Source organism: Clostridium paraputrificum AGR2156, assembly GCF_000424025.1.
GTDB classification, from domain to species: Bacteria; Bacillota; Clostridia; order Clostridiales; family Clostridiaceae; genus Clostridium; species Clostridium paraputrificum.
The window spans coordinates 1-13,720 of sequence record NZ_AUJC01000007.1 but is presented as its reverse complement, the minus strand read 5'-3'; the positions used below and the strand labels follow the sequence as shown (position 1 = coordinate 13,720).

The window sequence follows — 13,720 nt, the reverse complement described above, 5'->3', positions numbered from 1 at the left end:
AATTAGGGAGAGGAAATAATGACTTTAAGTATTGGCAAAGAAAAAATAGGGGATGGAACAGAGATTATAGAAATGTTAATTAAAGCTTTTGAAGATATCGAATATAGTGATAAAAAAGAGCATGAGTTAGTAGAGGCTTTAAGAGAATCAGAAAATTATATTCCAGAACTATCTATAGTAGCAAAAGTAGATAATAAGATTGTTGGATATATTTTATGTACAGAAGTTAATATAATAAATGGGGAAGATACTAATAAAGCCTTAGCAATAGCACCATTTGCAGTATTACCAGAGTACAGAAATAAAAAAATAGGAAGTAAAATGATAAAAAGGGCATTTACTAAGGCTAGTAAGCTTGGTTATAAAGGAATAGTTGTTCTAGGATATAAAAGTATTTTTGAAAAGTATGGATTTAAACCAGCTTGGATTTATGATGTAAAAGCACCCTTTGATGTACCGGAGGATAACTACATGGTTAAGGACATTAAAAAAGGATATTTTGATAATGTAAAAGGAACAGTAGAATATGCTGAAGCTTTTAAAGATTTTTAAAAAAATGCTGTATCAACATTAGTTTGATACAGCATTTTTTATTATTTATCCTTTTTCATTCTTAGGAATATCTTTAATATTTCATTAATTACTAATGGAACTAGTGAAATTAATATTACTAGAATCCAATCATTTAATGTTAATGCATAAACTTTAAATACACTTGCTAAGAAAGGTATTGTTATTACAGCAAATTGTACTAATATACCAAAGACTATAGATGCAATTAAATACTTATTAGTAAATAAACCTACTGAAAAAATTGATTTTTTAGTACTTCTCATATTTAAAGAGAAAAATAATTGAGATACACTAAGCACTACAAAAGCCATTGTTTGAGCATGCATTAATGAATTTGGATAAATTCTTTCTCCAAGTTTAAATGCAAAAAGTGTTAGAATACCAATTAATAGCCCATTGACTGCTAGGTATATTCCCATATGGCCAGCAAATAGACTTTCTTTAGGACTTCTTGGCTGTTCTTCCATAACAGAAGAGTCTTTAGGGTCTACTCCTAATGATAGAGCGGGAAAACTATCTGTAATTAAGTTTACCCATAGAATATGAATAGGTAAAAGTGGAGTATTCCAATTAAGTAATATAGCAACAAACAAGGCAACTATTTCACCTAAGTTACAAGAAAGTAAGAATATAATAGCTTTTTTGATATTGTTGTAGATGTTTCTGCCTTCTTCCACTGCGTTTACAATAGTAGAGAAGTTATCATCAGTTAGTATCATATCTGCAGCACCTTTAGCAACATCTGTACCTGTAATTCCCATAGCCACACCTATATCTGCCGCTTTTAGTGAAGGAGCATCATTTACCCCATCTCCAGTCATTGAAACTATATTTCCGTGAGACTTAAAGGCTTTTACGATTTTTACTTTATGCTCTGGAGAAACCCTAGCAAAAATTCTATAGTTATTTACTATTTTATTAAATTCCTCTTGGCTATAATTATCAATTTCGCTACCAGACATACATTGATTTATATTATCTGCCATTCCTAATTCGTTACCAATTGCAAAAGCTGTGTTTTTATGGTCTCCTGTAATCATAATTGGGATTATACCTGCTTTTTTACATTCAACTATAGAAGCTTTTACTTCTTCTCTTGGTGGGTCTATCATACCCATAAGACCTATAAAGATTTGGTCTTTTTCTAGGCTGTCTATAGGTACATTTTTATTATCAATTTCTTTATAAGAAGCACCTAAAACTCTTAATGCTGTATCACTCATAGAGTTTGATGCATCTAAAAGCTCTTTTTTCTTTTCTTCTGTAAGAGGTACTATTTCACCATTTATAAGAACTTTATTACATATTTTAAATAGGGAGTCTATAGCGCCTTTTGTATATACTTTAAACTTATTTTCATAAGCATTTACAGTGGTCATTAACTTTCTATCAGAATCAAAAGGTATCTCATCAACTCTTTTATGCTCCTCGTTTAATGAGTCTTTAAATAGATTAACTTTATTACCTACATCAAGTAATGCTATTTCAGTAGGATCTCCAGTTTTAGAAGTTTCGTTAGAAGTAGCATCATTACATAAAACCATCGCTTCAACTAAAAGTTCTGTTGAATTATCTTTAATATCTATGTTATTTATAGGTACAAGAGAATCATTTATATATATCTTTTTAACAGTCATTTGATTTATTGTAAGAGTTCCTGTTTTATCAGAGCATATAATACTTACTGATCCTAGAGTTTCAACAGCAGGTAGTTTTTTTACTATAGCATTGTGTTTAATCATTCTTTGTACACCAAGAGCTAAAACTATAGCTACTATTGCAGGAAGCCCTTCAGGAATTGCGGCTACTGCTAATGAAATTGCAGTTAATAGCATTTCAAACCAATCTCTTCCTTGGAACATAGATAAAATAAAGATGATTACACATATTCCAATGGCTGCAAAACCTAGAATTTTACCGAGTTGTGCTAAACGCTTTTGAAGAGGAGTAGATTCTTCTTCATCATCTAACATTTTTGCAATTTTTCCTATTTCAGTATCCATTCCTGTTGCAACTACAATACCAGTACCACGTCCATAGGTAGCTAAGGTGGACATATATGCCATATTAACCCTATCTCCTACAGGGGCTTTTTCATCCTCAAGTACTATTTTTGCATCTTTTTCTGCTGGAACAGATTCACCTGTAAAGGCTGATTCTTCAATTTGAAGATTGGCTGCTTCTATTAATCTTAAATCAGCAGGAATGTATCTTCCAGCATCAATTATTACAATATCACCAGTTACAACTTCTTCAGATGGTATTTCTATTAACTCACCATTTCTTTTTACCAATGCTTTAGGTGTACTTAGTTGTTTCAGGGCTTCAAGAGCTTTCTCAGCCTTTGATTCTTGTACGACTCCAATTGTAGCATTAATAAAAATAACTATAAGGATTATAATAGAATCACTTATTTCACCCATTATTCCAGAGATAACTGCGGCAGCAATTAAAATATAAATCATAGCATCATTTAATTGCGCTAGGAATAATTGAACCATAGTTTTCTTTTTCTTGCTAGCTAATTTGTTTTCACCATTCTTTTGTAATCTTATTTTTGCTTCTTCAGAGGTTAGTCCATTTAAAGAATCTGAATTTAATTCTTTAATTACATCAGTAGAATCTGTATTAAACCACATATATATCACCTCAATAATATTTTCTATCAATACTATTAGTATATAGTTAAGATAAATAATTTATCCTTTATAATAGATGGAAACTAATAGATAAGACGAATAAGATTATTATAACAGTAAAAGAAATAAAAGGGAAAAAATAGAAGAAGAAAATTAGAATGAAGTCGGATGATTAGTTATATTAATAAGAAAAATAATATTAATAATATATCTTTTAAAAATTCTTTTATTATAAAAGTTCTTAGAGGGAGTCATAAATATAAGAACATATATTTATATAAATATATATTAAAAAAATAAAAGGCTGCAAATAAATCACAGCCTCTTATCATTAATTAAATTAGTTTTCCATAAGATAGATTTCTCTTTTGAATTTTAATTTTGAAATCTCTTTCGTATATTCTTATAGCACCTTTTTCCTTTGGAGTTACTAAAGAAATAGTTATTCCAGAATTATTTCCTCTAGCTGTTCTACCAGCTCTATGTAAGTACTCTTCTGAATTTTTAGGAAAGTCTAGGTTGATAATATGAGTTATATTATCAATATCTAAACCTCTTGCAGTCATATCAGAAGAAATTAAAATATTTATCTTACCATTTCTAAAACTTTCTAAAGCATTTTGCCTTTCTTCTTTTGTTAATCTGTTATGCATAGCAAAAGCTGATTTATTATGATAATTTAATTTATCCTTAACTATGTTAATATCAAAAGACTTATTAACAAAGACTAATGCCTTCTCAGGGTTTACTGCAGATAATAACTTTCTTAGTACTTCAACCTTTTCTCTTTGATCAACTTCTATATAGTAATGTTCTATATTTGGATTTAAGGAAACTTGTTGTTTGTTTTTATAGATAATAGGATCCTTCATAAGTTCCTTTGCAGTACTTAAGGTCTTATTGCTAATAGTAGCTGAAAAAATAAGAAGTTGTCTATCTCTCATTGTTTTCTTAACTATGTCTTTAACAAAGTTTGAGCTAGTGTTATCTAAAAGGTTATCTCCTTCATCAATAACAATGGTTTTAATTTGATGAGATGCAATTTTCTTTTTATTCATTAAGTCCAATACTCTACCAGGAGTACCTACTATTATATGTGGTTTTACTTCTTTTAGTTTCTTGATTTGTTTATCTATATTAACATCACCAATAATATTTAGAGAAGTAACAGCTTTTTCTGAATTTGTACTAAGTAATTTTATTTGATTATTAATTTGCATTACTAGTTCATGAGTTGGAGCTAGAATAAGTACTTGCATTTCTCTTTTAGTTTCATCAATTTTTTGAAAAATTGGAGCAAGAAAGGCTAGTGTTTTACCACTTCCTGTATGAGCTTCACCTATAACGTCCATTCCATCTAATATATCTGAAATGGATAGGGATTGAATTTCAGTTGGGGTTTCAATTCCTTGTTTATTTAATCCATTTATTATATTTTCATTTAGTCCTAATTCTTTAAATGATTTCATTATAATCTCCTTTTAATAATAGTTTTATTTAGCATAAGTTTTATTATATACATTTTAATCAAAAAGTGCGAGTTATATTATAACATGAATGGTGGTAGCTTATGTATTTTTTTGATATAATTAGTCACAGGAAGGATGATAACATGGAAATAGGAAGAGTTACACGAGGCACAATTAATAGAGAAGAAAGAAAGACTGTTTCAAATAGAAAGGATTTTTCTCAAAGCTTTAATCAAGCTAAGGAAAGAAAATCAGAAGAGCAATTAAAGAAGATGGTAGATGATATAAAGAAAAAGGGTAATAGGTTGGTTATTACTAAAACTTATGCCGATGTTAGACTTTATAAAAAAATGATTAAAGAATACCTAGAATCTGTTCTTCAATTTATGTATGATACCCAAAAGGATATTAGCTTTTGGCAAACTCAATATTTTATTACAGTAGATACTGTAGATGAAAAATTAGAGGAGTTAACTCAAGCTGTATTAGGTGAAGAAAAGGAAAATATGAGTATAGCTGCTACAATAGATGAAATTCAAGGATTAATTGTAGATATTTATAGATGAAAAAAGGAATCAAAATTGATTCCTTTTTTTCTTACCTTTAGTACTAAGGGAATAAATATCTATCTCATTTTTTTATCTATTATCTGCCATAAGTTTAGTTCTAAGTGGAATATAGATTAATGTTAGCAAACATAAAGGAATAAAGAATAAAATTCTCATATTATATGAGCTATATAATAGTAATAATAATAATGTACCGAATATAATGCCAAAACTTCCTTCATATTGTGATAATCTTTTTATATTTACATTATCTTGTAGTGATTTATATAGACTAACTAGTTCAGATCTTCCTAAATAAAGATTAGAAAACATTGCAATAAATCCTGTAATAATAAAAGAAAAAGCAAGTACTTTTAATAAAAATATCATTAGACTTCTCCTCCTACAATGAAATTCTTTACACTTATATTATATTTCTTTATTTACTCTAAAGTACATAGCTATAATCTAAGGAGACTGGACTCAATAATCAAAGTGATACTTTAAATGATTTCACTGTACAATTATGGTAAATAACTTTAATGTGAAATGAAATTTCTATTGAAAAAAAGAGATAAAAGTATAAGTTTAGTAAAGTTAACAATTTAAATTTAATGGATAATCATTATTAATAAATATGGAAAGTAGGTAGGAATTTTTTGCATATTGTAGTAATATAAAATGAGAGAAATAAAAAAGGGGGAATAAAGAATGAAAAAGAAATTAGCAGTAATTATAGTAGCATTATTTTCTTTAGGATTGTTTGCTGGATGCTTAGGGTCAGAGCCTAAGGGAACTAAGGAAGTTAAAGTTGTTATTCCTGATGGCTTACCAAGTATGGCCTTAGCTAAAATGATTAAAGAAAAACCAGAAGTTATGAAAGGGTATAATATTAATTACACAATTGAAAAAACTTCTGAAAATATAGTTACATCTGTTCTTAAGGGGGAAGCTGATATAGCTGTTGTACCTTCAAATGTAGCAGCCACTCAATATAATAAAAATGCAGGATACCAAATTGTGGGTACTACAGGATGGGGATCATTCTATTTAATATCAGCAGATGGAGAGAAAACTTTAGACCAACTTAAGGGACAAGAAATTTACAATATAGGAAAGGGTTTAACACCTGATATTGTTACAAGAACAGTTTTGAAGGATAAGGGATACGATCCGGATAAAGATTTTAATTTTTCATATGTAAATGGAGTTACAGAATTGGCACCAACTATACTGGCTGGAAAGACAAAATATGCAGTGATTCCAGAACCAGCACTTTCCCAAGTCTTATCAAAGAAGTCTGATATTAATGTAATAATGGATTTTAATAAAGAATGGAAAACTCTTAATAATTCAGAATATGGTTTTCCGCAAGCTACAATTATAGTTAAAAAAGAACTTATAGATAATGATAATAAATTTGTGGAAAAGTTCTTAAAGGAAGTTGAAAATAGTTGTAATTTTGCAAATGAAGATGGTGAAACTTTGGCAGCATATTGCGAAGAAATTGGAGTTTCAGCAAATAAAGCAATTATCCCTAAGGCTGTAGAAAAGGGGAATATAAAATTTGCAAAAATAAAAGGTACATCTGAAGAGTATATAAATTATTTTAATAAACTAAACGAATTTGATCCTAAGACAATAGGAGGAAAGGTTCCAGATGAAGGAGTATTCATGGAAAAATAGAAGGCAAAGGTTATTGGCTTGTTTTGTGCTATTAATTCTATGGGAAATAATAGCTGTAAAAATTAATAATAACATATATCTTCCAAGAATTGAGGAAGTATTAGTTTCTATGGGGGATATAATATGGAGTGCTGATTTTTTCCAGAATGTAATAAGTAGTTTATATAGAACTTTAATTAGTTTTTCAATAGCTTTAGTATTAGCTATTATCTTAGGGGTGCTTTCAAAACAGTACCCCTTCTTTAGAAATTTTTTAAGTCCTTTAAATGCAATAGGTAAGACTATTCCAACAATGGTTTTAGTAGTATTAGCTTTGATTTGGTTTAACAAGGATAAAGCACCATTTGTAGTAGGGTTTGCTATAGTATTTCCTATCTTATATGAAGGCATAATTAATTCATTAAATGGAATAGACAATAAAATAGTGGATATGTGCAAAATATATAGAGTTTCTACTATAGAAAAAATTAAAAAAATATATATTCCAATAATAGTGTTTTATATAATGAATATCTTAATATCATCTTTTTCTTTAGCATTTAAGGTTGTGGTTGCAGGAGAAGTACACGGACAACCTAAATATGGTATAGGTTCAGCTATTCAATTGTCAAAAATGAATTTTGATACAACATCAATTTTTGCTTGGATTGTTCTAATAGCAATAATTTCAGTGATTTTTGAATGGGCTAATAAGGTACTCATATCTAAGGTTAATAAGTGGAAGTGAGAGGAAAAAATATGAGCGATTTAATTATTAAAAACTTGTGCAAAAGCTTTGATGAAAATGAGATATATGAAAACTTTAATATTGAATTTAGTAAAGATAAGATAAATTGTATTATTGGAGCTTCCGGTGGAGGTAAAAGTACACTTTTAAATATTATCGCAGGTTTGTCTTCTAAAGATAGTGGAGAAATAATTGGAGTAAATAATGAAGATATAAGTTATATATTTCAAGAGGATAGACTTATATCTTGGCTTACTATAAAGAAAAATATGGAGTTGTTTCTTTATAACTATTTTACTAAGGAAGAGGGAGAAAAGAGATTAAAGGAAATATTTAGCTTATTACATATTTCAGGTATTGAAGATGATTATCCTGAAAAAATAAGTGGCGGTATGAAGCAAAGAGTTAATATAGCAAGGGCTCTTTTAAAGCCTTCAAAAGTAATTTTAATGGATGAGCCTTTTAAGTCCCTTGATTATAAAACTAAATATTCAATAATGAGCGAACTTAAAGAAATATTCAATAAAGAAAACAGATTAGTTATATTTGTTACACATGATGTGGACGAAGCTATTTTTATGAATGGTGTAATTTATGTGTTAGGTGGAAAGCCATTTAATATAAAGGGAATATTTAAAAAGAATTTATTAGAGAGTAAGCAGGAAATAATAAAATTAATATAGTAATTGTTGAAACTAAGGAGGAAAAATGTTTAAAAAGTTTATTAGATTTTATAAGCCATATAAAAAGCTGTTTATATTAGATTTATTGGCAGCATCATTAGCGGCTGCAATAGATTTAGTTTATCCAATGATGACAAGAGAAATAGTGGACAATGCTACAAATCATGGAGAACTAAGAGTAATTGGAGTATTTGCAGTGACTTTAATTATTTTATTTTTAATTAAAGCAGGATGTGGATACTTTATGCAGTATCAAGGACATGTTGTAGGTGTAAGAATGCAAGGAGATATGAGAAGAAAGGTATTTAATCATCTTCAAAAATTACCTAATACCTACTTTGATAACACAAAAACTGGTGACATTATGTCAAGAATTATAAATGACCTACAAGATATTTCAGAGCTTGCACACCATGGTCCTGAAGATTTGTTTATATCAATAGTAATGTTAATTGGTTCATTTATAGTTTTAAGCAGTATAAATTTAACTTTAACCTTAATTATATTTGCCTTTATTCCTATAATAGTTATATTTACAATGTATCAAAGAAAGAGAATGAATAAAGCTTTCTTAAAAACTAGAGTAGAAACTGGTAAGGTAAATGCAGGACTTGAAAATAGCATTAGTGGTATAAGGGTATCAAAAGCCTTTGTAACACATGATTATGAGGAAGAAAAGTTTGAAGAGGGAAATAAGAGCTTTATGAATGCAAGAGAAGGTGCATATAAAATAATGGCTCAATACTTCTCAGGAGCTAACTTTTCATTAGATATTCTTAATTATGTAGTTTTAATTGCCGGGGGAATATATACTTTTAACGGCAGTATTACTGTAGGAGATTTTACAGCGTATCTTTTATATATTAAGGTGTTTATGGACCCAATTAAGAAGCTTATTAACTTTATGGAGCAATTCCAAAGTGGTATGACAGGATTCCAAAGATATGTTGAGATACTTGCAGAGGATAGAGAAAAGGAAAAGAAAGATGCAATTGAATTAAAGGATGTAAAAGGTAAGATAACCTTTAAGGACACATACTTTAGTTATGAAGATAATCAAATTTTAAATGGATTATCAATAGAGATAGAAGCTGGAAAAACTCTAGCTCTTGTTGGTCCTTCAGGTGGAGGTAAGACAACCTTCTGTAATCTTATTCCAAGGTTTTATGATATAGATAAAGGTGATATCCTAATAGATGATAAGAGTATTTATGATGTTACTTTAAGTTCTTTAAGAGAAAATATTGGTATAGTTCAACAAGAAGTATTCTTATTTACTGGTACAATAAAGGATAATATAAGATATGGTAATATGGAAGCTAGTGATGAAGAGGTATATGAAGCTGCAAGAAAAGCTAATATGCATGATTTCATTATGAGTTTAGAAGATGGCTATGATACTTATATTGGAGAAAGAGGAGTTAAGCTTTCAGGGGGACAAAAACAAAGAATATCTATTGCAAGAGTATTCTTGAAAAATCCTCCAATACTTATTTTAGATGAAGCAACATCTGCACTAGATAATACTACAGAGTATTATATTAAGAAGTCTCTTGATGAATTAGCTAAAGGAAGGACAACTATAGTAGTTGCTCATAGGCTTTCTACAATTAGAAATGCAGATGAAATTATAGTTCTTACAGATAAAGGTATCGAAGAGAGAGGAACTCATGAAGAGTTAATGAATATAGAAGGTATATATAAAAAATTAAATAAGTTTGTGCATAATTAAGTTCATTAAGAGGATATATTAAGTGATTATTACTTTATATATCCTCTTTAATTTTTGTAATAATAAAGGCACAGTAAAATAGAATTTAATATAAAGAAATTTATATTGGAGAAGGTGGAAGTTTTGATTAGTGATATTTCATCAGGAGAGTTAAATAATTTTTTACCCCTTTCATGTAGTTTCTGCGGCATGGGATTTCGCATGAGAAAAGATGAGGAAGGGAAAGATTTCTTTTTTCAAAGGAATGATAGTACAGGAGAGGAATGGTGTATTTGTTTTGAATGTAGAGAATTAAATAAATTAGATAGAAAGAATAAAAATAATGTAAATACAGCAGAATAAATATAGGCTTATGGTTGACATAGGACATAAATTGAGATACAATAAAGAAAATGAAACATACCCCTAAGGGGTATAAGGAGGTAATAAAATGGTAAACCATATTAATGATAGTAATTTTAATGAAGAAGTACTTAATGCGAAAGGAGTAGTAGTTGTTGATTTCTTTGCAACTTGGTGTGCACCTTGTAAGATGTTAGCACCTGTTTTAGAAGAGGTTGCTTCAGAAATGGGAGAAGTTAAGGTGTTAAAGATTGATGTGGATGAAAGTCCAGAAACAGCTACAAAGTATGGCGTTCAAAGTATACCTACAATAAAGATATTCAAAGATGGTGCTGAAGTAGAAACAAAAGTAGGATTTATGCCAAAGGATATATTAAAGGAAGCTATAGAAGAGGTTCTTTAATTTCTAATGGATAGATATGATATAGCTATTATAGGTAGTGGGCCTGCTGGATTATCAGCGGCCCTTAATGCTAAGATAAGAAATAAATCATTTATATTATTTGGTACGAGAAATCTTAGTTCAAAGGTACAAAGAGCACCAAAAATAAATAACTATTTAGGATTCCCTAATTCTACAGGAAGTAAGCTTGGAGAAGCTTTTAGAGAGCATATAAGCTCTATGGGAATAGAAATTACTGAAGAAAGAATAAATAATGTTTATTCTATGGGTGAATACTTCACTTTAATGGCAAATGATAAAATGTACGAAGCTAAATCAATAATTTTAGCAACAGGAGTAGAGTTCTCGAAGCCTTTAAAAGGAGAGTTAGAATTCCTAGGTAAAGGTGTGGGGTATTGTGCAACTTGTGACGCTCCTTTATATAAAGGAAAAACCGTATGTATAATATCTTCTAATGAAGAAGGGGAACATGAAGCTAACTATGTAAGTGAACTTGCAAGTAAAGTTTATTATATTCCATTATATAAAGGTAACTATAAATTAAATGACTCAATAGAGTTAGTTGAAGATAAACCAACTGAGATTGTTGGAGAAAGTAAGGTTTCTAAGCTTTTATTTAAATCAAGAGAGATAGAAGCAGATGGGGTATTCTTATTAAAGGATGCCATATCTCCATCGCAATTAGTACCAGGACTTCAAGAAGAGGAAGGTCATATAAAGGTTGATAGACTTATGAAAACAAATCTTAAAGGATGCTTTGCAGCTGGAGATTGTGTTGGTAAGCCCTATCAGTATATAAAAGCTGCTGGTGAAGGAAATATTGCTTCATTAAGTGCAGTTTCATATTTAGATGGAAAATAAGAGAGGGATACCTCTCTTATTTTTTTGACCTAATATTTTGAAAATTTACATTATTGTGATATAATATAAAAATATTATACATCCAAAAGCTGTAATCATTATTGGGGTATAGCATAGTATATAAAATATAATGAGAAACAGTTGATAAAAGGGGGTGAATCTTTATGGCAGTGAGGGATTATAGAGAAATGTATATAAGTACAATTCTTAAACTTGGAAGAGGTGAGATTCAAGAGGGGAATGAAATATCTAGACCTTACTTAGCGAAATTAACACTTGAAGAATTAAAGCTTTTAGCAGAAAAATTACAAGGTTAATTGGAAGGGGAAAAAATGTGTTCATCTATTAAATAAGAGAGAGTAGCAAGAAAAGTTATAGCTACTCTTTTTTATTTTTAGTATAATTTATAAAAGTAAAGGATAGGGAGGTAAAAGTATGTTGGCAATTGTTAGCTTAATTATTTTGATACTTATCTTTGGAGTTATATTTTTACACTATTCTTCAGAATTAGCCTTTAAAAGGATATTTTTAAAACATAAGAAGAATAAAGAAGAGGCATTTCTATATTTAAAAGATAAAGGAATTTTAGATGAGGAAATTTATAATGAGGAAGATATTTTTAATGTAAAAATTAAATCTTCAGAGGGATATACCTTAAGGGGGTACCTTATTGAAAAATATAAGAATAATAAATATATGATACTTGTTCATGGGTATAGTGCTAATTATCATATTCATATGCCTTTTGCTAGATTGTTTTTAAATGAAGGGTTTAATGTTCTTTTAGTAGATCAAAGAGCACATGGCGGAAGTGAAGGAAAGTATACTACCTATGGATATTATGAAAAGAATGATATAGATGGGTGGATTAAGTATTTAGAAGGGAAGAATGGAGAAGATATATATATAGGTCTTCATGGTCAGTCATTAGGAGGAGCAACTGTATTAATGTGTGGAGTTAATAATAATAAAGTAAAATTCATCATTGATGACTGTGGTTTTTCTAATGGAAAAGAAGAAATAAAGCACGAGTTTGATAAACAAAGATACATTCCTTTTAAACCTGTATATTGGTTACTAAGAAAAAAGATTAAATGTAGATGTAATTTTGATATGGATGAAGTTAATCCATTAAAAGAAATACAGAATTCTAATAAGCCAATTTTATTTATCCATGGAAAAGAGGATAAGTTAGTTCCATATACTATGGCAGAAGATATGTATAATAAAAGAGCTAATAAGGAAGATATATTATATTTGGTTGAAGATGCAGATCATATGGAATGCTATGGAGCAAATAGAGAAAAGTATGAAGAGGTAGTGAGAAAATTCATTAGCAAGGTAAATGGTGAAAATTAAATCATAAGATAAAGAGAAATAAAGGAAAAAGGAGTAAATTACATAAAAAACTAAAAAAATGAATGGATTTGTTTGGAAAGTAAATTATAATTTTGGGAAAAGTGTGATATAATAACAAATGTCTTTGGTCCCTTGGTCAAGAGGTTAAGACGCCACCCTCTCACGGTGGAATCAGGGGTTCGATTCCCCTAGGGACTACCATTCAAGCTATACCAATGCTTTAAAAGTTTTGGTATGGCTTTTTTTAATGTCTAGGAAATCATAAAATTTTAGTAAGACTAATTTTTAGATGTGTAGGGTTTTATTGGGTTTTTGTAGAATTAGTTTTTTTATAATATATTAGAAACTAACCCTAGTGTGTCTACATAAGAAATATAGAGTATTATTGCAATATATAAAGAGATTTAAAGATAAAATTGTTATATTTACATTTTAATATACTAATGATAAGAATATAGATGATATTATAAGTCTCGTTCCTCAGCACAAGAGGTCGCAACAAAAGATAAAAAAGTTGTTGACAAGTTTCGATGAGGGTGTTAAGATAAGCAAGTCGCTTGAGTGCGACACACAAATTGGTCTTTGAAAATTGAACAGAATATAAAGTTAAAAACCAGCAATTCTTTTTTACGAGTAAACTTGAGAAATCAAGTAGCAAGATTAAACTTTTTATTGAGAGTTTGATCCTGGCTCAGGAC

General features: G+C 29.2%; 14 protein-coding genes and 1 tRNA gene. 12 read left to right on the top strand and 3 right to left on the bottom strand.

Annotated features, from left to right (window positions below):
* Window positions 1-18 precede the first annotated feature (18 nt).
* Window positions 19-552: a GNAT family N-acetyltransferase gene (locus G594_RS0107980; protein ID WP_027098100.1), complete on the top strand. Its 534-nt coding sequence runs from the start codon at window positions 19-21 to the stop codon at window positions 550-552.
* 41 nt (window positions 553-593) lie between these two features.
* On the opposite strand, the gene G594_RS0107975 is transcribed toward G594_RS0107980, so the two are convergent.
* The gene (locus G594_RS0107975; RefSeq protein ID WP_027098099.1) at window positions 594-3,212 is read right to left on the bottom strand and encodes a calcium-translocating P-type ATPase, PMCA-type; all 2,619 of its coding nucleotides are present in this window, start codon (window positions 3,210-3,212) and stop codon (window positions 594-596) included.
* A 335-nt stretch (window positions 3,213-3,547) separates the two neighbouring features.
* Complete coding sequence (locus tag G594_RS0107970; protein ID WP_034866199.1) at window positions 3,548-4,681, bottom strand: DEAD/DEAH box helicase; 1,134 nt, start codon at window positions 4,679-4,681, stop codon at window positions 3,548-3,550.
* 143 nt (window positions 4,682-4,824) lie between these two features.
* Between G594_RS0107970 and G594_RS0107965 the strand changes: the two genes are divergently transcribed.
* Window positions 4,825-5,247: a YaaR family protein gene (locus G594_RS0107965; RefSeq protein WP_027098097.1), complete on the top strand. Its 423-nt coding sequence runs from the start codon at window positions 4,825-4,827 to the stop codon at window positions 5,245-5,247.
* A gap of 72 nt (window positions 5,248-5,319) precedes the next feature.
* On the opposite strand, the gene G594_RS0107960 is transcribed toward G594_RS0107965, so the two are convergent.
* Complete coding sequence (locus tag G594_RS0107960; protein ID WP_027098096.1) at window positions 5,320-5,619, bottom strand: hypothetical protein; 300 nt, start codon at window positions 5,617-5,619, stop codon at window positions 5,320-5,322.
* 321 nt (window positions 5,620-5,940) lie between these two features.
* On the opposite strand from G594_RS0107960, the gene G594_RS0107955 reads away from it, so the two are divergent.
* The 10 genes from G594_RS0107955 to G594_RS0107910 all read left to right on the top strand — a co-directional run bounded on the left by G594_RS0107955 (window position 5,941) and on the right by G594_RS0107910 (window position 13,223).
* Window positions 5,941-6,915: an ABC transporter substrate-binding protein gene (locus G594_RS0107955; RefSeq protein WP_027098095.1), complete on the top strand. Its 975-nt coding sequence runs from the start codon at window positions 5,941-5,943 to the stop codon at window positions 6,913-6,915.
* On the top strand, window positions 6,890-7,642 hold the full coding sequence (locus tag G594_RS0107950) for an ABC transporter permease (RefSeq protein WP_027098094.1): 753 nt from the start codon (window positions 6,890-6,892) through the stop codon (window positions 7,640-7,642). Before G594_RS0107955 ends, G594_RS0107950 begins: the two co-directional genes overlap by 26 nt.
* Before the next feature lie 11 nt (window positions 7,643-7,653).
* Window positions 7,654-8,325: an ATP-binding cassette domain-containing protein gene (locus G594_RS0107945; RefSeq protein WP_034866196.1), complete on the top strand. Its 672-nt coding sequence runs from the start codon at window positions 7,654-7,656 to the stop codon at window positions 8,323-8,325.
* A gap of 25 nt (window positions 8,326-8,350) precedes the next feature.
* Window positions 8,351-10,057: an ABC transporter ATP-binding protein gene (locus tag G594_RS0107940; protein ID WP_027098092.1), complete on the top strand. Its 1,707-nt coding sequence runs from the start codon at window positions 8,351-8,353 to the stop codon at window positions 10,055-10,057.
* 123 nt (window positions 10,058-10,180) lie between these two features.
* Complete coding sequence (locus G594_RS0107935; protein ID WP_027098091.1) at window positions 10,181-10,399, top strand: hypothetical protein; 219 nt, start codon at window positions 10,181-10,183, stop codon at window positions 10,397-10,399.
* Between the two features lie 88 nt (window positions 10,400-10,487).
* On the top strand, window positions 10,488-10,802 hold the full coding sequence (gene trxA / locus G594_RS0107930) for a thioredoxin (protein WP_027098090.1): 315 nt from the start codon (window positions 10,488-10,490) through the stop codon (window positions 10,800-10,802).
* Window positions 10,803-10,808: 6 nt separating this feature from the next.
* Window positions 10,809-11,663, top strand: coding sequence for an NAD(P)/FAD-dependent oxidoreductase (locus G594_RS0107925; protein ID WP_027098089.1), 855 nt, complete (start codon window positions 10,809-10,811; stop codon window positions 11,661-11,663).
* Window positions 11,664-11,827: 164 nt separating this feature from the next.
* Window positions 11,828-11,980 carry a hypothetical protein gene (locus G594_RS20100; protein ID WP_153246633.1) on the top strand — a complete coding sequence of 51 codons (153 nt, stop codon included), beginning with the start codon at window positions 11,828-11,830 and terminating at the stop codon, window positions 11,978-11,980.
* Between the two features lie 118 nt (window positions 11,981-12,098).
* Window positions 12,099-13,022: an alpha/beta hydrolase gene (locus G594_RS0107915; RefSeq protein WP_027098088.1), complete on the top strand. Its 924-nt coding sequence runs from the start codon at window positions 12,099-12,101 to the stop codon at window positions 13,020-13,022.
* A gap of 126 nt (window positions 13,023-13,148) precedes the next feature.
* A tRNA-Glu gene (locus G594_RS0107910) sits at window positions 13,149-13,223 on the top strand.
* The last annotated feature ends 497 nt before the right edge of the window (window positions 13,224-13,720 follow it).